This window comes from Nonomuraea sp. NPDC004702, from assembly GCF_053601695.1.
In genome coordinates, this window is record NZ_JBSGCE010000034.1 from 13030 (window position 1) to 34246 (window position 21217).

19 protein-coding genes and 1 riboswitch are annotated in these 21217 nt (G+C 71.7%); of the genes, 3 read left to right on the forward strand and 16 right to left on the reverse strand.

Features of this window, described 5'->3' with window-relative positions; translation table 11 throughout:
* The first annotated feature begins 11 nt into the window (after positions 1 to 11).
* Complete coding sequence (locus ACWEJ6_RS33620) at positions 12 to 863, forward strand: LysR family transcriptional regulator (RefSeq protein ID WP_452428987.1); 852 nt, start codon at positions 12 to 14, stop codon at positions 861 to 863.
* Between the two features lie 133 nt (positions 864 to 996).
* On the opposite strand, the gene ACWEJ6_RS33625 is transcribed toward ACWEJ6_RS33620, so the two are convergent.
* From ACWEJ6_RS33625 to ACWEJ6_RS33640, 4 genes are all read right to left on the reverse strand, one after another.
* Entirely contained in the window at positions 997 to 1764 is a 768-nt protein-coding gene (locus tag ACWEJ6_RS33625) for an SAM-dependent methyltransferase (protein ID WP_452428989.1), read from the reverse strand.
* Between the two features lie 167 nt (positions 1765 to 1931).
* Entirely contained in the window at positions 1932 to 3269 is a 1338-nt protein-coding gene (locus ACWEJ6_RS33630) for a class II 3-deoxy-7-phosphoheptulonate synthase (RefSeq protein ID WP_352351730.1), read from the reverse strand.
* A 68-nt stretch (positions 3270 to 3337) separates the two neighbouring features.
* Positions 3338 to 4534, reverse strand: coding sequence for an FAD-dependent oxidoreductase (locus tag ACWEJ6_RS33635; protein WP_449926190.1), 1197 nt, complete (start codon positions 4532 to 4534; stop codon positions 3338 to 3340).
* Positions 4535 to 4629: 95 nt separating this feature from the next.
* Positions 4630 to 5577 (reverse strand): LysR substrate-binding domain-containing protein, encoded by a 948-nt coding sequence (locus ACWEJ6_RS33640; protein ID WP_452428992.1) that lies wholly within the window; start codon positions 5575 to 5577, stop codon positions 4630 to 4632.
* Between the two features lie 77 nt (positions 5578 to 5654).
* Between ACWEJ6_RS33640 and ACWEJ6_RS33645 the strand changes: the two genes are divergently transcribed.
* A complete protein-coding gene (locus tag ACWEJ6_RS33645; RefSeq protein ID WP_452428994.1) occupies positions 5655 to 7898 on the forward strand; it encodes a M64 family metallopeptidase in 2244 nt (747 codons plus the stop codon).
* Here the strand turns inward: ACWEJ6_RS33645 and ACWEJ6_RS33650 are convergent.
* The 9 genes from ACWEJ6_RS33650 to ACWEJ6_RS33690 all read right to left on the reverse strand — a co-directional run bounded on the left by ACWEJ6_RS33650 (position 7845) and on the right by ACWEJ6_RS33690 (position 17406).
* A complete protein-coding gene (locus tag ACWEJ6_RS33650; RefSeq protein ID WP_452428996.1) occupies positions 7845 to 8837 on the reverse strand; it encodes a phosphotransferase family protein in 993 nt (330 codons plus the stop codon). The two genes, ACWEJ6_RS33645 and ACWEJ6_RS33650, sit on opposite strands and share 54 nt — an antisense overlap.
* Positions 8838 to 8855: 18 nt before the next feature.
* A complete protein-coding gene (locus ACWEJ6_RS33655) occupies positions 8856 to 9683 on the reverse strand; it encodes an aldose 1-epimerase family protein (RefSeq protein WP_452428998.1) in 828 nt (275 codons plus the stop codon).
* A gap of 55 nt (positions 9684 to 9738) precedes the next feature.
* Positions 9739 to 10737, reverse strand: a complete 999-nt coding sequence (locus tag ACWEJ6_RS33660) for a LacI family DNA-binding transcriptional regulator (RefSeq protein ID WP_352351719.1) — start codon at positions 10735 to 10737, stop codon at positions 9739 to 9741.
* Entirely contained in the window at positions 10718 to 12127 is a 1410-nt protein-coding gene (locus tag ACWEJ6_RS33665; protein ID WP_397164299.1) for a GH1 family beta-glucosidase, read from the reverse strand. The genes ACWEJ6_RS33660 and ACWEJ6_RS33665 overlap by 20 nt, the downstream gene beginning before the upstream one ends.
* Positions 12124 to 12954, reverse strand: a complete 831-nt coding sequence (locus ACWEJ6_RS33670; RefSeq protein WP_358293033.1) for a carbohydrate ABC transporter permease — start codon at positions 12952 to 12954, stop codon at positions 12124 to 12126. Before ACWEJ6_RS33670 ends, ACWEJ6_RS33665 begins: the two co-directional genes overlap by 4 nt.
* A complete protein-coding gene (locus ACWEJ6_RS33675; RefSeq protein ID WP_452429001.1) occupies positions 12951 to 13907 on the reverse strand; it encodes a carbohydrate ABC transporter permease in 957 nt (318 codons plus the stop codon). The genes ACWEJ6_RS33670 and ACWEJ6_RS33675 overlap by 4 nt, the downstream gene beginning before the upstream one ends.
* Before the next feature lie 56 nt (positions 13908 to 13963).
* The gene (locus ACWEJ6_RS33680) at positions 13964 to 15304 is read right to left on the reverse strand and encodes an ABC transporter substrate-binding protein (protein WP_358293029.1); all 1341 of its coding nucleotides are present in this window, start codon (positions 15302 to 15304) and stop codon (positions 13964 to 13966) included.
* A 374-nt stretch (positions 15305 to 15678) separates the two neighbouring features.
* Entirely contained in the window at positions 15679 to 16923 is a 1245-nt protein-coding gene (locus ACWEJ6_RS33685; RefSeq protein WP_452429003.1) for an RNA polymerase sigma factor, read from the reverse strand.
* 45 nt (positions 16924 to 16968) lie between these two features.
* Positions 16969 to 17406, reverse strand: coding sequence for a YciI family protein (locus ACWEJ6_RS33690; RefSeq protein WP_387669841.1), 438 nt, complete (start codon positions 17404 to 17406; stop codon positions 16969 to 16971).
* A gap of 154 nt (positions 17407 to 17560) precedes the next feature.
* Here ACWEJ6_RS33690 and ACWEJ6_RS33695 point away from each other — a divergent pair, with 154 nt between their 5' ends.
* Positions 17561 to 18379, forward strand: a complete 819-nt coding sequence (locus tag ACWEJ6_RS33695) for a class I SAM-dependent methyltransferase (protein WP_452429005.1) — start codon at positions 17561 to 17563, stop codon at positions 18377 to 18379.
* Between the two features lie 54 nt (positions 18380 to 18433).
* Here the strand turns inward: ACWEJ6_RS33695 and ACWEJ6_RS33700 are convergent, their stop codons facing one another.
* From ACWEJ6_RS33700 to ACWEJ6_RS33710, 3 genes are all read right to left on the reverse strand, one after another.
* Positions 18434 to 19129 carry a CHAP domain-containing protein gene (locus ACWEJ6_RS33700; RefSeq protein ID WP_452429007.1) on the reverse strand — a complete coding sequence of 232 codons (696 nt, stop codon included), beginning with the start codon at positions 19127 to 19129 and terminating at the stop codon, positions 18434 to 18436.
* Positions 19130 to 19142: 13 nt separating this feature from the next.
* Positions 19143 to 19280: riboswitch (cyclic di-AMP (ydaO/yuaA leader) on the reverse strand.
* Between the two features lie 117 nt (positions 19281 to 19397).
* Positions 19398 to 20351: a Gfo/Idh/MocA family protein gene (locus ACWEJ6_RS33705; RefSeq protein WP_397164309.1), complete on the reverse strand. Its 954-nt coding sequence runs from the start codon at positions 20349 to 20351 to the stop codon at positions 19398 to 19400.
* Between the two features lie 19 nt (positions 20352 to 20370).
* Positions 20371 to 21192 carry an aldo/keto reductase gene (locus ACWEJ6_RS33710; protein ID WP_452429010.1) on the reverse strand — a complete coding sequence of 274 codons (822 nt, stop codon included), beginning with the start codon at positions 21190 to 21192 and terminating at the stop codon, positions 20371 to 20373.
* Positions 21193 to 21217: the final 25 nt, after the last annotated feature.

Consider the following 21217-nt stretch of genomic DNA (forward strand, 5'->3'; position numbering starts at 1 on the left):
ATGGAGACACAGTGGAGCTGCGGCAGCTCGCCTACTTCGTCGCCGTCGCCGACGAGGGCGGTTTCGGCCGGGCCGCCGAGCGGCTGCACATCGTGCAGCCCGCGGTCAGCCAGCAGGTGAGCAGGCTGGAACGCGAGCTGGGCGCCCGCCTGTTCGACCGGTCGACCCGGCACGTGCGGCTGACGGAGGCGGGGGAGCGGCTGCTGCCCGAGGCCCGCGAGGTGCTCGCCGCGGCCGAACGGGCCCGCCGGGCGGTCGCCGGCCATCTGGCCGAGGCCACCCTGCGGCTCGGCGTGTCCGCCGCGCCCGGCACCCGCCTGTACCCGATGCTCGACCGGCTCGACCCCGGCCTGCGGGTCCGGCTCGCCAAGCAGGGGCTGGCCGAGCGGCTGGCGGCGGTGCGCTCCGGCGACCTGGACGCCGCGCTGGTGCGTCTGGTGGACGCCGCGCCCGGCCTGGAGTTCTTCCCCGCCTGGACCGAGCCGCTGGTCGTGGCGCTGCCCGCGGCCCATCCGCTGGCCGGCTCCGGCACGCTCAGCCTCGCCCAGCTGGGCGACCTGCCCGTACGGCTCGCCCCCCGAGAGCGCAACCCGCCCTTCCACGACCTGGTCACCGGGGCCCTGGCGCGGGCGGCCGTGGACCCGCCGCGCGGCCCGGCCTTCACCGGCCTGCACGACACGCTCATCGACCTGGCCTCGGGCCCGCCGTCGTGGACGCTGTTCTACCCGGTCTTCGACGAGCTGCCGCCGATCCGCGGCGTGGCCTACGCCGGCCTGGACGAGCCCGAGGTGCGCACGTACCTCGCCGTGCCGGCCGGGCCGCCGACGGCCCGGGTGCGGCAGCTCCTGGCGGCCCTGCCCTGACCGGGCCCCTCACCGCGCCTTTCACTGCGGCCCTCACTGCGGCCCTCACTGCGGCCCTCACTGCGGCCCTCACTGCGGCCCTCACTGCGGCCCTCACCGCGGCCCGGACCGGGGGCCGCGATCCGGCCGTGCGTCAGGGCTTGCGGCCGACGCCGACGTAGCCGACGTCGGTGCCGTTCGTCAGGGCGGGCGGCTCGGTGGGACGCCAGTCCTGGGGGAAGACCAGGCCGGGGTCGGCCAGCTCGTAGCCCTCGAAGAAGGTCAGGATCTCCTTGTCGGTCCGCAGGCTCAGCGCGGCCGTGGCCTGGTTGTAGACCTCCAGCGCCTGCGGGGTGGTGTCCGGCTTGGCGTCGATGGCGTGGCTGATCACCAGGTGACTGCCGGGGGCGCTGACCTCGCGCAGCCGGGCCACGATGGGGTGGGCCTGCTCGTCGGGGATGAAGTGCAGGATCGCCAGCATGAGGAAGGCCACCGGCTGGTCGAAGTCGATCAGCGCGCCCAGCTTGTCCAGCAGGGTGTCCACCTCGCGGATGTCGGCCTGCAGGATGTCGACGTTGTCCGTACGGGCCAGCAGCGCCCGGCCGTGGACGCACACCACCGAGTCGTAGTCGACGTAGACCACGCGGGCCTCGGGCGCGATCTCGTGCGTGTTGCCCTGGGTCGGCAGCCCGGCGCCCAGGTCGACGATCTGCCGTACGCCCGAGTCCACCAGATGCCGCACGGCCCGCTGCAGGAACGCCCGGTTGCTGCGGGCGGCCTCCTTGGTGTTGGGGAACACCTTGAGGATCTGCTCCGCCGCGGCGCGGTCGGCCGCGAAGTTGTCCTTGCCGTCGAGGTAGTAGTCGTACATCCGCGCGACGTTGGGGACGTTGGGGTCGACCCCCTCGGGGGCACTGTCCACGATTTCTCCCGAAATTTCGGTCCTTCGGGTGATCATAGCCTCGCCGACCCCGCCCGCACTGGAATTCGGTTCGGTTGTCCGCGCGGCGCGCGTCACGAACACGCGCCGCGTGGAACCGGTTCAGCCCGGGAGCACGCCGCGCTCAGCGGTACGGCTCCCGGTACAGCTCAGCCCCGGTAGAGCTCGGCCACGCGGAAGGCGAGGTCGAGGGACTGGCCGCGGTTGAGCCGCGGGTCGCAGGCCGTCTCGTAGCGGGTGCCGAGGTCGCCCTCGACGATCTCGTGGCCGCCGCCCACGCACTCGGTGACGTCGTCGCCGGTGAACTCGATGTGGATGCCGCCCGGGTGGGTGCCGAGCGCGCGGTGGACCTCGAAGAACCCGGCCACCTCGTCGAGCACGTCGTCGAAGTGGCGCGTCTTGTGCCCGCTGGGCGCCTCGAAGGTGTTGCCGTGCATCGGGTCGCAGATCCAGGCCACCTGGGCGCCGGCGGCCGTGACCTCCTTGACCAGGGTGGGCAGGTGCTCGCGGATCTTGGACGCGCCCATCCGGGTGATGAACGTGAGCCGGCCGGGCTCGTTGTCCGGGTTGAGCTTCTCGATCAGCGCGAGCGCCTCCTCCGGCGAGGTCGTCGGCCCGAGCTTGACGCCGATCGGGTTGCGGATGCCGGCGAAGAAGTCGACGTGCGCGCCGTCGAGCTGACGGGTGCGCTCGCCGATCCAGACCATGTGCGCCGAGACGTCGTAGGGCAGGCCGGTGCGCGAGTCGATGCGGGTGAGTGCCCGGTCGTAGTCGAGGATGAGCGCCTCGTGGGAGGAGTAGAACTCGACCGTGTGGAACTCCTCGGGCTCGGCCCCGCAGGCCCGCATGAAGGCCAGCGCCTGGTCGATCTCGCGGGCCAGCTGCTCGTAGCGGCGCCCGGCGGGCGACTCGGCCACGAAGTCCTGGTTCCAGGCGTGCACCTGGCGCAGGTCGGCGTAGCCGCCCTTGGTGAAGGCGCGCGCCAGGTTGAGCGTCACCGCCGAGGAGTGGTACGCCTTGAGCAGCCGCCACGGGTCGGGCTCGCGCGACTCGGGGGTGAACTCGAACCCGTTGACCATGTCGCCCCGGTAGGCCGGCAGCTCCACGCCGTCGCGGATCTCGGTGCCCTTCGACCGCGGCTTGGCGAACTGGCCCGCCACCCGGCCGATCTTCACGACCGGCACCTTCGCCGCGTAGGTCAGCACGATCGCCATCTGCAGCAACGTCTTGAGCTTGTTGCGCACGTTGTCGGCGGTCGCGCCGGAGAAGGTCTCGGCGCAGTCGCCGCCCTGCAGGACGAACGCCTCTCCGCGCGAGACGGCCGCCAGCTGCCTCTTGAGCTGGTCGCACTCGCCGGCGAAGACGAGCGGGGGCAGGCCGCCGAGCTCGGCGACGACCTTGTCGAGCTCACCGCGATCGGGCCAGTCGGGCTGCTGGGCCGCGGGGAGGGCTCGCCAGGAATCGAGATCCACGAGATTGCTGCTCACGAGATACGAGGGTATTCCACTGACCCGGCCCCACCGACCCTCTTGTCCACGTTGTGAGAATGCATTTATCAGCTTTCGGGAGACTTCACATGCTCAGGCAGCACCCCGAGGCCGATGAAACGCCGCGGCAGCCGGTTGAACAGCGGAATCCTGGTGAGGTCACGCGGCATCCTGGACGCGTCGAACCGCCGCCCCAGCGCTGGCGTGATCACCTGGTTCTGCACCAGGCGCTGGGCCGCCTGGGTGACCCGCGTGGGCAGCATGCGCCGCCGCTGCAGCCGGTGCAGGACGGACTCCGGGATCGGCAGGCCCGCGGCGAGCGGCGCGGCCAGCAGGTTGGCGGCGGCCACCGCGTCCTGGACGGCCAGGTTGATGCCCACACCGAACACCGGCGACATGGCGTGCGCGGCGTCCCCGATGCACAGGAACCCCGGGCGGTGCCAGCGGCGCAGCCGGTTGAGCGCGACCGTGAGCACGCTGACGTCGTCGAAGCCCTCGATCTGCCCGACCCGGTCGGCCAGGTACGGCAGCAGCGTGGCCACCGGCCGCCTGAGGGCGTCGATGCCCTGCCCGGTCAGCCGCCCGAAGCCGCCCTTGGGGATCAGGTAGGCGAGCTGCCAGTAGGTCTCCCGGTTGATGGCGACCATCATGTGGCCGCTGGAGATGCGCAGGAACGTGTCGTCGGGGTCGTCGTCGTGCCGGGGGAGGCGGAACCAGACCACGTCCATCGGCGCGTGCAGGTCCTGGGGGACCAGGCCGGCGCGGGCGCGCAGCGCCGAGTGCCGCCCGTCGGCCGCCACGGTGAGCGTGGCCCGTAGCTCGTGCTCGCCGGAGGGGTCGCGGTAACGCACCCCCCGCACGGCCCCGCCCTCGCGGATCAGGTCGTGGGCCTCGGCGTTCATCAGCAGCCGGAAGTTCGGGTACGCGCTCGCGGCCGTGGTGACCAGCTTGAGGAAGTCCCACTGGGGCACGAACGCGATGTAGTCGTAGCCGCCCGGCAGGCCGCGCAGGCTGGCGAGCCTGATGTCGCCGGTGTCGGTCACCAGCCGCAGCTCGTGGGCCTTGCGGTGGGGCAGCTTCAGGAAGTCCTCCGCCAGGCCGAGCTCGGCCAGCACGCGCAGGGTGGAGGGGTGGATCGTGTCGCCGCGGAAGTCACGCAGGAAGTCGGCGTGCTTCTCCAGCAGCGTGACCTCGACGCCGGCCCTGGCCAGCAGCAGTCCGAGCACGGCCCCGGCGGGACCGCCTCCGGCTATCACACAAGTCATAATTCATCACCCAATGAGATTGTGTCACGTCCCCGGAAATGAGCAAGCCCCCGCGCCCCTCCGGCGTGCCGGAGGGGCGCGGGGAGGGGGTGGGGTCAGGAGGGCAGGGGCGGGCGGCCGTAGCGGGCGGTCCAGGCGGTGTAGACCGGGCTGCGGGCCGCCACGGCGGCGTGCGCGGCGCGGGCGCTGTCCAGCAGCGCCGGCGCGTGCGCGGCGAACGACGACCGCCAGATGAGCACCTGACGCATCCACAGCGGGTTCCCGCGCAGCGGCAGCACCGACACCCGCTCGCCCGGGTCGTAGAGCGCCTGGCAGGCCGACACCGCGTGCCCGGCCGCGATCAGCTCCCGCCGCACCCCGGCCTCCACGAGCTGGTACCGCCCGCGCGGCGTGAACCCGGCCCGCCGGCACGCCTCCAGCAGGTGCTCCGGCCAGCCCATCCCGTCGGGCGGCGGCAGCACCCACGGCTCGCCCGCCAGCTCGGCCAGCTCCACCTCGGCACGCCCGGCCAGCGGATGGGCGGCGGGCAGCGCCACGAACACCGGCTCGACCGCCACCACGCCCATCCCCATGGCCGGGCCGAGCCGCAGCTCGTGATCGGGGTAGTCGGCCACCAGCGCCACGTCGAGCCGCCCGTTGGCCACCATGTCCACCAGCACCCGGACGTAGTGCTCGGTCTGCAGCGTGATCCGGGCCTCCGGCAGCGCGCCCGCCAGGTTCGCGACGAGGGGCACCACGACGGGGTTCTCGAAGCCGCCCACCCGGATCGCCTGCCCGGCCAGCTCGTACGGCCCCGCCGCCAGCAGGTCGTCCACCCCGGCGAGCACCACCCGCGCCCTGGCCAGCACGAACTCCCCGAACGCGGTGGCCGCCACGCCGCGGTGGTCGCGGGTGAAGACCGCCCCGCCGAGCAGGCGCTCGATCCGGCCGAGCTGGGCGGTGAGCGCGGGCTGGGAGACGCCGAGCGCCGCCGCGGCCCTGGTCACACTGCCGTGGTCGGCGATGGCGCGCAGCGTCCTGAGATGTCTCAGTTCGAGCTGCATCCCGCAGAAGCTATCACTCCGGAGTTATGCCCTTATGGGATGAGACTGCCGGATCCATCGGGCCGATAGTGCATGACATGCGTAGATTCGCGGCCCTGGTACTGGCCGCCGCCGTCCTCTATGTCCCATCCGCCCATGCGTCGGCGGCCGCCGACGGGCCCGGCGCGGCCACGGTCGTGCCGGTCCAGGTCACCGGCGCCCCGGCCAAGCGGTTCAACCTGATCGTCATGGGCGACGGCTACACCGAGGCCGAGCAGGCGAAGTTCCGGGCCGACGTGGACCGGCACCTCAACGTGATGTGGTCGATCGAGCCGTTCAAGACCTACCGCGACTACATCAACGTCTACCGGATCGACATCGTCTCGGGCGAGTCCGGCGTGAGCTGCGACCCCGGCCTGGACGCGCCCCGCCGCACCACCCCGCTGAGCATGGGCTTCTGGGGCGGCTGCAACCCCGGCAGCGTGCAGCGACTGATCACCATGGACAACTCCGCCGCCACCCGGTTCGCGAACCTGGTCACCGGGACGACGTCGGGCAACCGGCAGATCCTCGCCCTGGCCAACAGCGGCACCTACGGCGGCGCGGGCGGCAGCTACGCCACCGCCTCGGGCAGCAACTCCATGTCCGCCCTGATCAGCCCGCACGAGCTCGGCCACTCCCTGGGCGGCCTGCAGGACGAGTACGACTACTACCAGCGCGGCGTCCCCGGCGGGACCTACGGCGGCTCCGAGCCCTCCAGCGCGCACCACAGCCTGCTGACCGAGCAGCAGATGCTCGACCAGCGCCGGAAGTGGTGGCGGTGGCTGGGCGAGGACAGCGAGTCCGGCGGCCCGATCGCCCGCTACGAGGGCGGCCTGTACTACACCAGCGGCGTGTGGCGGCCGAGCAGGCACTCCATGATGAAGACCCTCGGCTACTACTTCGACCAGGTCAGCCGCGAGGTCATGACCCAGCGCATCACCGCCAAGACCACGCTGATCCAGGACTCCACGCCCACCGCCGCGCCCGTCGGGGCCGACCGGGTGCTCTGGGTCGAGCCGATGCGCCCGGTGGGGCACTCGCTGACCACCACCTGGGCCGTGGACGGCAAGAACCTGCCCGGCGACGCCGACGTCCTCGACCTGCGCACGCTGGGCCTGGCCGCGGGCACGCACACGGTCACGGCCACGGTCGCCGACCCCACCGAGTTCGTCCGGGACCCGGCGATCCGGACCGCCATGAGCCGGACCCGCACCTGGACCGTGGACACCACGCTCACCACGCCGCCCGACGGCGTCCAGGCCGCCGTCGTGTCGTCCACGCCGACGGACCGCCCGGCCGGGCGCGAGGCCGTCGTGTACGTCGAGACCACCCACCCGGCGGCGTCCGTCCCCGCCGTCAGCTGGGCGCTGGACGGCCGGCCGGCGGGCACCGGCACCGAGTTCGACCTGGGCGCGGCCGACCTGGCGCCCGGCGCCCACACCCTCACCGCCACCCTCGGCGCCACCACGCTGACCTGGCAGGTCGACGCCACCGAGCCCACCACCGGGTACGAGCTGTCCGAGCCGCTCGCCCGCTCCGGCGACACCTACGTCTACAACGGCCCGTTCACGATGAAGCTCACCGGCGACGACGACCGCGACGGCTACGTGGTCTCGGAGTCCCGGGTGGACGGCGACGGCTGGTTCAACTACTTCGGCTGGCCCACCTCCTCCGAGCTGCCCTGGACGTTCACCGAGCAGGGCACCGTCATCGACTCCCTGGTCTACGGCAAGCTGCCGCGCGGCCGGCACACCGTCGAGTACCGCTCGATCGACGCCGCCGGCAACTACGGGCAGGCCAAGAGCTTCACCGTCACCACCATCGCCCCGCCGCCCGCCTGCGACCGCACGGTCACCGGCGCGCACCGGGGCCCGCTCACCGTGGCCGACGGCGTCACCTGCCTGAAGGACGCCCAGGTCACCGGCCCGGTCACGGTCAAGGCCGGCGCCTCGCTGGTGACCGACGGCGGCCGGATCAGCGGCACGCTCACCGCCGCCGGGCCCGCCGCCGTGCACCTGATCAGGACGCGCGTGGACGGCGCGCTCAGCGTCACCGGCGCGGGCCGGCTCACGGTCGTGGGCGCCGAGCTGCGCGGCGCGGCCGTGCTCACCGGCAACACCGCGCCGATCCTGTCGGGCGCCACGGTCAAGGGCGCGCTCGCCTGCACCGGCAACACCCCCGGGCCGGCCGACCTCGGCGTGCCGAACCAGGTGAACGGCGCGGGCGGCGGTCAGTGCGGCAAGCTGTCAGCGGGCGTCAAGGGGAAGCCGTACGAGGCGGTCCAGGACGTCCGTCAGTGAGCTGACGGCCAGATCGCGGACCCTGGCGTACTCGGACTCCGGGTACTGCCGGGGTCCGTTCTCCACCAGCAGGATCAGGTAGAGGTAGGCGCGGTACAGATCCAGCCGGACGCGGGCCGAGGAGGTCAGCTCCAGCGGCGTCACCTCGCGGTAGCCGGCCAGCAGCGGGTCGTCCTCGCGCAGCTCGTCGAAGATCGTCGGGGTGACGAACTCGGCGATCGGGTCGCCCCAGAACGCCCGCTCGTGGTCGATGATCGCCTGAATGCGCGGCTCGCCGGTCAGGTCGAGGAACACGTTCCCGGCCCACACGTCGAAGTGCACCAGGCACGGCGTGGTCACCTCGTTCAGCACCGGCGCGGCCCGCTCGAAGACCGCCATGATCTCGGCGGCCGGGCGGGGCAGCGGCGCCGGGTAGCGCTCGGTGTCGGCCAGCAGCGCGCCCGCCATGGCCAGGAACGCCTCCCGCCAGGTGGAGCCGACGATCCCGGCGTGCGGGTAGCCGAACACCTCGCCGGTCACCGCGTTGAAGGCGGCCAGGTGGCGGCCGAGCTCCCGGCGCAGCGCCTGCTCGCCCTCGGGCTTGACGTCGTTCCAGGAGACGCCGTCGAGCGCGGTCAGCATCAGGTAGTCGCCGCCGAGCACCGGGTCGTCGAACCCGGCCACCAGCAGCTCGGCCATCGGCACGCCCGCCGCGGCGGCCAGCTCGTAGGCGGCGGCCTCCATGCGCAGCAGGTTGCGCTCGTAGCTGAGCTGGTCGAGGTCGGGCGAGGGGGAGAGCTTGAGCACCACCTCGCGGCCGTCCTCCAGGGTCAGCCGCCACACGGCGTTGGCGTAGCCGTCGGTCAGCTCGACGGCCGTGAAGACGCCCGCCCCCACGGCCCGTCTGGCCAGCGCGTCGAGCTCGGCGGGCGATAAGCGGCGCTTGGTCCTGCTGTCCACGCGAGGCCCCTTCCGGGTTCAGGCGACGCTGATCGTCCAGCTCGCCACGTGTTCGTCGCCCGGCCGCAGCACGACCAGGTCGGTGCCGGAGTTGAAGGCGTCGGGCGGGCAGGTCATCGGCTCGACCGCGACGCCCTCGTAGCCGAGCTGCCGGCTCGTGCAGACCTGCGCCCAGGGCAGCACCGCCGGGTCCCAGGCGAGCCGCACCCCGCCGACCCGCGCCTCGCCGCGGTCGAGCCCGGTGAAGGCGTGGTCGATCACGGTGTCGCCGACCGGGCGCGGCTTCCTGAAGTCGTACGGGGTGCCCGCGACGTCGGCCAGGCCGGCCGGCAGCAGCCGGTCGTCGGTCGTCAGGTAGCGGGCGGCGGGCAGCTCCAGCTCCTCGCCCAGCAGCCACGGGTGGGGCCCGCAGCCGTAGGGGGCGTCGGCCTCGCCGGTGTTGCGGGCCGTGACCGTCGTGGTCAGGCCGCCCGCGTCGAGCCGATGCTCGGCCGACAGCGCCAGCGTGAACGGGTAACCAGGCGCCTCGGCCAGCTCGTACGTCAGGCGCGCCCGATCGGCCCCGGCCTCGGTCACCTTCCAGTCGACGACGGCGACCAGGCCGTGCAGCGCGTGACCGCGGTCGGGCTCGGTCACCTCAAGCCGGTGCGAGCGGCCCTGGAAGGTGTAGCGAGCGCCGCCCACCCGGTTGGGCCAGGGGGCCAGGACGGTGCCCGCGAAGTAGGGGACCGGGCCCTGCTCGGGCCAGGTCGTCACCAGATCGCGCCCGCCGTGCCGGAGCGTTCTGAGCGCGGCGCCGCGCGGGCTGATCTGCGCGGTGTAGCCGCCGCCTTCGAGCTGGGGCACGGGAGAAGATCCTTTCGTCGGGCGTGCGAGCGAGCCGGGCCAGGATAACGCCTGGTCAGGCGGACTCTCGGCGAACCAGGTGCGTGTCGAGGATCACCACGGGCTGGCGCAGCTCCTCGCCGTTGATGCGGGCCACGAGAAGCTGGGCCATCTGGCGGCCCATGGCCTCCGTGGGCTGGTGGACGGTGGTCAGCGGCGGATCGGCGTGCAGCGCGGCCTTGGAGTCGTCGAAGCCGATCACGGCGACGTCGCCCGGGATCGCCTTGCCCGCGGCCTTGAGCACGCGCATCGCGCCCAGGGCCATCGGGTCGGAGGCGGCGAAGACGGCGTCGAGATCGGGATGGCTCTCCAGCAGCTCCTGCATGGCGGTGGCGCCGCTCTCCTCGGAGAAGTCGCCGAAGGCCACGATCTCCGGCAGCCCCGAGGGCAGCAGCGCGTCGCGGTAGCCGGCCAGACGGTCGACGCCCACGCCCATGTCCTGGGGGCCGGCGATCGTGGCGATCGCGCCCCGGCCGAGGCCCAGCAGGTGTTTGACCGCCTGCCTGGCCCCCGCCCGGTTGTCCATGTCCACGAAGCTGTAGGGGTCGAGGCCGACGGGCCTGCCGCCGAGCACGGTCGGCACGCCCATCTCCTCCAGCCTGCCCGGCAGCGGGTCGGCGCCGTGCAGCGACAGCAGCAGCACGCCGTCGACGTGCTGCCCCGTCAGGTAGGTCTCCAGCCGTTCGTGCTCCTCGGGGGAGCGCGCCATCGCCAGGATCAGCTGCAGCCCGGTCTCGGCCAGCGCCGAGCCGATGCCGCGGATGGTGCCGGCGAAGTACGGCTCGTCGAAGACCCGGAACTGGGACTCCGACACCACCAGGGCGACCGTGTCCGTGCGGCGCGTGACGAGGGCACGCGCCGCCCTGTTGGGCACGTAGCCCAGCTCGCGGATGGCCAGCTCGACGGCCTCGCGGGCCTTGGCGCTGACGTTCGGCGAGCCGTTGATGACTCTCGACACCGTGCCCCGGCCCACACCGGCCCGAGCCGCGACTGCCTCAAGAGTCGGTCGGTTCATGTCGCCTATTCTGCCGGATGATCTCCGAGTACCAGTGCGCGCTGTCCTTCAGCAGCCGCTCCTGGGTGTCGAAGTCGACGTGGACCAGGCCGAAGCGCTTGCCGTAGCCCCAGGCCCATTCGAAGTTGTCCATCAGCGACCAGGCGAAATAGCCCTGCAGGGGCACGCCCGCGTCGATCGCCTGCCGGCACGCGCCGAGGTGCGCCTCCACGTACGCCTGCCGCTGCGCGTCGTGGATGCGGCCGTCGGCCAGCACGTCGTCGAAGGCGGCGCCGTTCTCGGAGACCACCATCGGGATCGGCGGGTAGTCCCGCGCCACCCGGGTGAGCACCTCCACCAGGCCGTCCTCGTCGATCTCCCAGCCCATCGCGGTGACCGGCCGGCCGCCGTTGACGAACGAGACGTGCTCGCTGCCCACCCACGGCGAGGCCGTGTCCGTGGGGGCCGCCGCCGCCGACGCCCTGCCGCCGGGCGCACCGGAGACCGTGAAGCGGCTGTAGTAGTTGACCAGCAGCACGTCGATCGGCGCGTTGATGGTCTTCATGTCGCCCGGCCGCACGAGGTCGTCGTCGATCGGGATGTCGTTCAGGACGTCCTCGGGGTAGCGGCCGGTCAGCAGCGCGTCCAGGAAGAACCGGTTCTGCAGGCCGTCGATGCGGCGGGCCGCGTCCAGGTCGGCCTCGCTGCCGGTCTCGGGGGAGATCGCGTACAGGTTGACGCAGCCGCCGGCGCGGCGCGCGTCCATCGCCTGGACGGCCAGGCCGTGGGCCAGGTTGAGGTGATGCGCGCCCCTGATCGCGTTGCGCGGCTCACGCCGGCCAGGGGCGTGCTCGCCCGAGGCGTAGCCGAGGAACGCGGCGCACCACGGCTCGTTGACCGTGCTGAAGGTGTGGACGTGGTCCTTCAGCGCCTCGTGCACGATCGCGGCGTACTCGGCGAAGCGGTAGGCCGTGTCGCGGTTGGGCCAGCCGCCCTTGTCCTCCAGCTCCTGCGGCAGGTCCCAGTGGTAGAGGGTCAGCCACGGGTCGATGCCGTTGTTCCGGAGCTCGTCCGTGAGCCGCTTGTAGAAGTCCAGGCCCTTCTGGTTGACCGCGCCGGAGCCGGTCGGCTGGATCCGCGGCCACGACACCGAGAAGCGGTAGGCCGTCAGGCCGAGGTCCGCCATGATGGCGACGTCCTGGCGGTAGCGGTGGTAATGGTCCATGGCCACGTCCCCGTGGTGCCCGTTGAGCACCCGCCCCGGGGTCTTGGTGAAGGTGTCCCAGATGGACGGGCCGCGTCCGTCCTCGGTGACCGCGCCCTCGATCTGGTACGCCGAGGTGGCCGCGCCGAACGCGAAACCGGGAGGGAAGCGCAGCCCGGGACGAATCTGTTCCTCTTGTGTCGTCACGCCTTGACCGCACCTTCCATGAGTCCGCCGACGATCTGGCGGCCGAATGCGACGAATACCGCGATGAGCGGAATGATGGACAGCGCGGTACCCGCGAAGATCAGCGAGTAGCTGGTCGAGTAGCGCGCGTTGAGCGAGTTGATGGCGATCTGCACGGTCGGGTTGTCCGGCGTCAGCACGATCAGCGGCCACATGTAGTCGTTCCACATGAGCATGAAGGTGTTGATGCCGAGCACCGCCATGCCCGGACGCACGGCCGGCAGCACGACGTTCCACCAGATCCGCAGCGTCGCCGCGCCGTCCACCCTGGCCGCCTCGACCAGTTCGTTCGGCACGGCCTGGCGGGTGTACTGGGTCATCAGGAACACGCCGAACCCGTTGAGCAGGTACGGCAGGATGATGGCCTTCAGGGTGCCGGTCCACTCCAGGCTCACCATCATGCGGTAGAGCGGGACCACGCCCATCTGCTGCAGCGGCACCGCCATCGTCAGCAGCACGAGCAGCAGCAGGATGTTGCGGCCCTTGAACTGCAGGCTGGCGAAGGCGAACCCGGCCAGGGTCGAGATGATCACCACGGACACGGTGACGATCGCCGCGCTGAAGAAGGAGTTGGTCAGGCCGAGCAGGAAGTGCGCGTCCTCGTTCTCCAGCACCGCGACGATGTTCTCGCCGAGGTTGCCGCCGGGCAGGAACTTCGGCGGCACCGAGACGGCGTCGGAGTTCGTGCGCGAGGCGATGACGAGCATCCAGTACAGCGGGAAGGCCGACAGGAAGATGGCCACCCCGAGCATGACCCGCGTCATGACGGTCGGTTTCCAGCCGGTCACTTGGCGCCTCCGATCCGCCGGACGAACAGGAAGTTGACGGCCGCGCCGATGAGGATCAGCAGGAACAGCAGCCAGGCGGCCGCCGCGGCGTAGCCGTAGTCGAACTCGCGGAAGCCCTGCTTGACGACGAACATCGCCACCGTCTGGAACTGGCCCTGCGAGCCGCCGTCCACGTTGCCGTTGTAGAAGGTGGTCGGCTCGGAGAACAGCGTCAGGCCGCCGATCGTGGAGTTGAGCACCACGAAGATCATGGTCGGGCGCAGCATCGGCAGCGTGATCTGCCAGAACTGGCGCCGCCGGGACGCGCCGTCGATGGCGGCGGCCTCGTACAGGTCCTTGGGGATCGTCTGCATGCCGGCCAGGAAGATGATGGCGTTGTAGCCCGTCCAGCGCCAGTCGACCATCGCGGCGATGGCCAGCCAGGACGGGCAGCGCTCGGCCCGCCAGTTGATCTTGTCCCCGCCGAACCAGCCCAGGACCCAGTTGACCAGGCCCCAGTCACGCGCGAACAGCTGGGTGAACACCACCGCGACCGCGACCACCGAGGTGACCAGCGGCAGCAGCACGCTCATGCGGATCGGCAGGCGCCAGCGCAGCTTCTTGTTCAGCGCGTTGGCCAGGAACAGGGCCATCAGCATCTGCGGGATCGTGGCCAGCAGGAAGATGCCGACGGTGTTGGTGACGGCGTTCCAGAAGTCCTCGTCGGCCAGCAGCGCGGCGTAGTTGCCCAGCCCGGCCCACTTGGTGTCGCCGGCCAGGTCGTAGTCGTAGAGCGAGTAGTAGAGCGTGAAGGCCAGCGGGAACAGCCCGAAGGCGGCGAACAGCAGGAAGTACGGGGACACCAGGGCGTACGGCATGGCCTTGACGTCGAGTCGAGAACGCCAGAGGCGGCCGGGCGGGCGGTCGCGGCGATGGTGGTTCCGCGCCGCCCGCGGAAGGGTGTCGAGGCTCATAACAGACCTTTCAGCGGCAAGCCCGGCCCGCTAGCGGCGGGCCGGGCGGGGGAAGATCAGCCCGCGGCCTTCACCGCGTCGTCGACCAGCTGCTGCCAGGCCTTGTCGTAGGCCACCGAGCCGTCGTCCATGCCCTGGATGACCGACTCGACCGCATTCTTGACCTGCGCGTGCTTCACCCCGAGGAAGACCGGCTGCAGGCTCTCCGCGGACTTGGCGAAGATCTCACCGATCGGGGCGTCGCTGAAGAACTCGTTCTTCGCGCCCTGCACGGCGGCGTCGGCCTGGGCCTTGCTGTTGCTCGGCATGTTGCCGAAGTCGGTGAAGATGCTCGCCTCGGTCTGCGCGCTGGTCAGGTAGTCGGCGACCTGCGCGGCCTCCTTCGGGTGCTTGGACTGCTTGGGCACGGCCACCCACGAGCCGCCCCAGTTGCCGCCGCCGCCGGGCACCGAGGCGACGTCCCACTTGCCCTTCATGCCGTCGCCGGCGTTGCCCGAGACCACGCCGAGCATCCAGGACGGGCAGCCGACCGTGGCGAAGGCGCCCTTCTGGGTGCCCGCCGCCCACTCGTCGGTGAAGTTGCGCAGCTTGGCCGTCAGGCCGGACTGGCTGAGCTTGGAGGCGAAGTCGAAGCCCGCCTTCACCGCCGGGTTCTTGTCGACGATGAGGTTGTTGTCCTTGTCGAAGTAGGCGACGTTGCCGTTCTTGGCCGCCTCCTGGTACAGCACCACGTTGTAGAGCGTGTTGGTGCCGTCGGTGAACTTGGTGTCCTTCACCTTCGCCTGGAACTGCTGGCCGACCTTCATGAAGTCGTCCCACGTCGGCCACAGGGCGGCGACCTTCTCGCGGTCCGTGGGCAGCCCGGCCTTCTTGAACAGGTCCGTGCGGTAGCACAGGCTCATGCCGCCGATGTCGGTGCCGAGGCCGAAGATCTTGCCGTCGGCCGTCACGCCGTTCTCCCACTTCCAGGCGGGGTAGTCGGCCTTGCGGCCCTCAAGGCCGTACTCCTTCAGGTCGGCCCACCACTCGGGGTGCGCCTTGGCCAGGCCCATGCCGCCCTCGTCGATGCCGACGACGTCGCCCGCGCCGTTGCCGGACTGCAGCCACTGGATCATCTGGGGCCAGTACTGCTGCTCGAACTGGTCGGTCAGGTGCTCTTCCTTGATCTGGATGTCCTTGTGCTCGGCGTTCCACTTCTCGATGGCGTTCTTGTAGCCGAAGTTGGAGCCGCCGCCGAAGGTCTGCACCCGGATGGTGACGGGCTCGGCCGCCGCCGCGGAGGAGGCGGGGCTGTTGCCGGCGGCCGGCGTGTCGCCGCTGCCGCACGACGCGACGGTCAGCGCCGCCGCGGCCAGGGCTGAGGCCGCGGCCAGACCGCGACGCTTGCTGATCATCATGGGGGACCCCTTCTCGGGTGACTGATGGGAGGTGCACCGCGGCACGCGCTCCGCCGCGGTGGGAGTGTTTGGGAGCGCTCCCACAAAGGGTGCACTTACCGGCTGTGTCCGTCAATCCGCCGAAACGGAACCGTTACCAATCGTGCGTTTTGCCGCCCAGAATCAGGATTTAAGGGGATGAAGGGTGTGAAGGGCTGTTTGGGAGCGCTCCCACCTCAAGAGACATCTTTCGTGCCGCATCAAGGGCATGTCGCCCGGACCCTCCAGGCTTGCTCCCGGTCAGGTGCCGCTGTCACGGAGCGTGACGACCGTCTGGCACGTTCCAACGCCTTACCTGCCGCTCGGCCCGCGCCCGGCTTCCGGAGAGGCGGGGCTCAGCAGGCGGCGGCGCGTTCGTGGAGCAGGGCGCGCTCACGGGAGTTGCGGGTCATCGAGGCCGCCCGTTCGAACTCGGCCCGCGCCTCGCCGCGCCGGCCCAGCCGGAACAGCAGGTCGCCGCGGACGCTCGGCAGCAGGTGGTAACCCTGGAGCGCCGGCTCGTCCACGATCTGGTCGAGCAGGTCGAGGCCCACCGCCGGGCCGTAGGCCATCGACAGCGCCACCGCGCGGTTGAGCTCGACGACGGGGGAGCGGGCCAGCCGGGCCAGCGACTCGTACAGGCCGGCGATGCGCACCCAGTCGGTGTCGCCGGGGTCGAACGCGCGGGCGTGGCAGGCCGCGATCGCGGCCTGCAGCGTGTACGGCCCCGCCGCGCCCGCCCGCTCCTCGGCCAGGCTCTCGGCTCGGGCCAGGGCCGCCAGCCCGCGGCCGATGAGCAGCCGGTCCCACCGGGTGCGGTCCTGTTCCAGCAGCAGCACCGGCTCCCCGGACGGCCCCACCCGGGCCGCCGCCCTGGACGCCTGGATCTCCATGAGCGCGACCAGCCCGTGCACCTCCGGCTCGGCGGGCATCAGCCCCGCAAGGACCCGGCCCAGCCGCAGCGCGTCCTCGCACAGGCCGGGCCGCATCCAGTCGTCGCCCGCGGTCGCCGAGTACCCCTCGTTGAAGATCAGGTAGATGACCTCCAGCACGGACGACAGGCGTCCGGCCAGCTCCGCGCCCTGCGGCACCTCGAACGGGACCTTCCGGTCGGCCAGGGTGCGCTTGGCCCGCACGATCCGCTGGGCGGCGGTCGCTTCGGGCACCAGGAACGCGCGGGCGATCTCGTCGGTGCTCAGGCCGCCGAGCACCCGCAGCGTCAGGGCCACCCGCGCCTCCATCGACAGCGCCGGATGGCAGGCGGTGAAGACCAGCCGCAGCAGGTCGTCCTCGATCTCGTCGGGCTCGGGCGGCTCAGCGGCGGTCTCCAGCCGGTGGCCCAGCTCGGCCAGGTTGCGGGACATCCGCTCGTTCCTGCGGATCAGGTCGACGGCGCGGCGCTTGGACACCGTCATCAGCCAGGCGCCCGGGTTGCGTGGCACGCCCGATTCCGGCCACTGCTCCAGGGCCGCGACCAGCGCGTCCTGGGCCAGCTCCTCGGCCAGGCCGACGTCGCGGACCAGCCCGGCCAGGCCGGCGATGAGCCGGGGCGCCTCGATCCGCCAGACCGCCTCGATCGCCCGGTGGGTGTCGGAAGCCATCACCGGCTCATGACACCAGCACCGTCCGGGGTCCGCAAGCCGAGGTCAGCTCTCCCGCCCGCCCAGACGCCGGCGCATGGCCCTCTCCCGCTCGACCTCCGCCGGGTCGGACGAGGCCGCGTCGGGCGCGTCGGAGGCGTCGTACACCCGCCACACGTCCAGGCCGATCCCGTCATAGCCCTCGGGGACGGGCACGCGCATCGCCCATTCCAGAGCCTCCTCCCTGGACTTCACCTGGATCAGCCAGAACCCCGCGATCAGCTCCTTGGCCTCGGCGAACGGGCCGTCGATCACCGTGGCCCGGCCGCCGCTGTAGGCGATCTGCGCGCCCTGCGAGCTCGGGTAGAGCCCTTCGGCGGCCAGCAGCACCCCGGCCTTGGCCAGCGCCTCGTTGTAGGCGTGCATGTTGTCGACGAGCTCCTGGCTGGGCAGCGCCCCGGCCTCGGTCTCCTCGTTGGCCTTGCCGACGATCATGAATTTCATCCTGCCGTCCCTTCCGTCCGCGGCCCCTGGGGCGGAGCCGGCCTCGCCGAAGCGTCGAACGGGCGCCGGCCGGATCGACACGCGGGCGGACCGTCCGCTTCCAGGGCACCGTACCGGTCGTGCGGCGGGGTGGCCGATGTGCCATCCTCGCCCCATGCCCCAACCCGCATCAGACGCCCCCGTGCCCAACCGGGCCCTGTGGGACGAGCGCGCCCGCGTCCACGGCTCCACCTCGGCCGACCGGTTCTACGACGTCGACGCCTTCCTCGCCGGCCGGCAGACCCTCTACCCGCTCGAACGCCGACTGGCCGGCGACGTCACCGGCCGGGACCTGCTCCACCTGCAGTGCCACTTCGGCCTGGACACGCTGAGCTGGGCACGTCTCGGAGCGCGGGTGACCGGCGTCGACTTCTCCCCGGTGGCGGTCGCCCGCGCCCGCGAGCTGGCGGCCAGGGCAGGGCTGGCGGCCACGTTCGTGGAGGCCGACACGCAGCGGCTGCCGGCGGAGCTGGCCGGCGGCTTCGACGTGGCGGTGGCCACGTACGGCGTGTTGTGCTGGATCGGCGACCTGGACGCCTGGATGCGCGGCGCGGCCATGGCGCTGCGGCCGGGCGGGCGTCTGGTGCTGGTCGACCTGCATCCGGCCTACCAGACGGTGGCCTCGCTCGACCCGCTGGTGGCCGACTGGCCCTACGGCGGCGGCCAGGCCCACCGGGAGACGGTGACCGGCACGTACGCCGACGCCGCGGTGGTGACCGGGACCCACGAGGCGGTCGAGTACCCGTACTCGGTGGGCGAGATCGTCACGGCGGCGGCGCGGGCCGGGTTCACGGTGGCCGAGCTGGGCGAGCACGTCGAGACCGACCTCGACCCGCGCGGCCTGCTGCCCGAGGGCGCGGACGGCCGGTACCGGTTCCCGTTCGGGGACTCGCACCTGCCGATCCTCTACTCGCTGGCGGCGGTCCGGCCCTGAGACGCGGCGAGCGCGCGTCCCTCGTGCGGGACGCGCGCTCGGAGCGGGCGGAGGTCAGCTCGCGTACTGCGGGTATCCGTAGCCGACGACCTGCGACTTCGGACGGACGCGCTCCTCGACCTTGCCGTTGCCGGTGTTGCCCTCGATCGTGGAGATCGTGCCGTCGCCGTTGTCCTTGACGACGAAGCCGACGTGCTGGATGGCGTCCAGGCTCTTGCTGCCGCCCCAGGAGAAGAAGACCACCGCGCCGGGCCTGGCCTCGGCGCCCCAGCGGTCGTTGGCGGCGAACCACTTGGCGTGGGCCACGGTCCAGGCGTCCCAGCCGACCTGCGGGCGGGCGCCGGTCTGCTCGCCGACCCAGGAGACGAAGATCGAGCACCAGGGGGCGTTCAGGTACATGGCGCGGGTGCCGCCGTCGCGGGCGATGGTCTCGGCCGCGCGCTTGGAGTCGGCGTACCACTTCTGGAACTTGGTGCCGCCGCCGTAGGCGTTCTCGGAGGTGCCGACCTGGGCCTTGGCCATCGCCAGGACCTGCTGGGCGGTGACGTTGACCTGGGTCTCCTCCGCCTTGCGGGTCTGGGCGGCGGCCTGCGGCGCGACGGCCGAGTGGCCGGCCGCGGCGGCCGGGCCGGCGCTGTCGGCGGCGGCGGCGGTGGCGTGGGCGCCGATGGCGGAGGCGAGGATGGCCGCGCCGAGCGCGGCGTGGGCGTAGGTGATCTTCGGGGCACGGATGGGACGGTGCGTGGCCATCGAGGGCATTGACTCCTTGCTTCCATGCCGCTTACCGGGTTAGCTGACGGGTTCGGACGTGGAAGCTGCCCTACGGCACCGAAGTGCCGATTCACCCCAAAGGACGTGGGTCCCCGGTTCCGCCCGGAGGCGGATTCAGCGGTCACAGGACGATCCTGTGAAATGTCTTGCGATGGTTGGACAAAGCCGGACAAACCGGACGTCTGCCGCGAGATGCCCCACAAGGTAATACATCGGGCAAGAGCCAGGCAAGTGGCTAAAGGTCCAGCTAGGAGAGTTGGGCCCGTGCTTCGGCCAGAAGCCCCATCATGGCAAGGGATTCGTCAAGCGGCATGATCTCGCTCTCCGTGCGGCCCTCGATCGTGGCCGCGCGCACCTCGCGCAGCTCGCCCGCGTACCCGTTGTCGGCCGGGTCGAGCACCAGCTCCTCCGTCTCCATCGACGGCCCCGACAGCAGCACCCGCCGCGGCGCCCAGAACGGCGCCAGGATGTCGGCCCGCATCGACGTGCCCACCACGCTCGCGTCGTTGGCGTGATGCGCCAGCAGCGACACGTCCACCAGGGCCCGCCGCCCGTCGGGGTACAGCAGCAGCCCGCCGGCCTCGGCGTCGACCCCGCTGGGCGCCAGCGAGCCGGCCATCCGCAGCTCCGCGGGCATGCCGAGCAGCAGCTGGGCCAGCCCGAACGGGTAGATCCCCAGGTCGAGCAGCGCCCCGCCGCCCAGCTCCGGCGCCCACAGCCGATGGGCGGGGTCGTAGGGCAGCGCGAAGCCGAACGAGGCCCGCACCGACCGGATCTCACCGAAGCGCGGATCGGCCGCCACCCGCTGGATGAGCGGGTTGAAGCGCATCCACATGGCCTCCATGAGGAAGACCCCGGCCGCGCGGGCCAGCGCCACCATGCGCTCGGCGTCGGCCACGTCGGCCGCCAGCGGCTTCTCGCACAGCACCGACTTGCCCGCCGCGATGGCCGCCTCGGCCACCTCCAGGTGCTGGGCGTGCGGCGTGGCGACGTAGATCGCGTCTACGGCCGGATCGGCGCACAGGGCCTCGTAGGAGCCGTAGGCCGACTCCGCGCCCAGCTCGTCGGCCAGCGCCCGCGCCCTGAGCGGGCTCCGCGAGCCGACGGCGGCCACCCGCATGCCGGGCTCGGCCACGATGGCCGCCCCCACGGTACGCGCGATGCCGCCGGTCGCCGCTATTCCCCAGGTGAAATCTCGCACGACCGAGATCGTAGAGCGCTCAGGTCAGGTTGAACGAGTCGGGGTCGGGCCCGATCCGCCGCCCCGCGTTCATCGCGCCGATGGCCGCCATGTCCTCGGTGTCGAGGATGAAGTCGAACACGTCGATGTTCTCCTCGATCCGCGACGGCGTGACCGACTTGGGGATCACCACGTTGCCGAGCTGCAGGTGCCAGCGGAGCACGATCTGGGCGGGCGTCTTGCCGTACTTCTCCGACAGCACGCGCAGCGCCGGGTCGGCCAGCAGCCCCTTGCCCTGCCCGAGCGGGCTCCACGCCTCGGTCAGGATGCCGTTGGCCTCGTGGAAGGCCCGCATCTCGCGCTGCTGGAAGTACGGGTGGAGCTCGATCTGGTTGATCGACGGCGTGATGTCGGTCTCCTCCATCAGCCGGGTCAGGGTGGCGACCGTGAAGTTGGAGACCCCGATGGCCTTGGCCCGGCCGTCCCGGTAGATCTTCTCCAGCCCCCGCCAGGCCTGCACGTACCTGTCCTGCTCCGGGACCGGCCAGTGGATCAGGAAAAGATCTACGTAGTCGAGGCCCAGACGGGCCAGGCTCTCGTCGAAGGCCTGCTCGGCGCGCCCGTGGTCGCCGTTCCACAGCTTGGTGGTGACGAACACCTTCTCCCGTGGCACCCCGGCGGCGCGCACGGCCCGGCCGACGCCCTCCTCGTTCTCGTAGGCGGCGGCGGTGTCGACGTGCCGGTATCCGGCGCGCAGCGCGGTCGTCACCGCGTGCTCGGCGTCGTCGGCAGAGACCTGCCAGACGCCGAAGCCGAGCTGTGGTATCTGCACACCGTCGGTGTTGAGCATCAGCGAGTTCATACCCTCCATTGTTCACGTGTCGTTT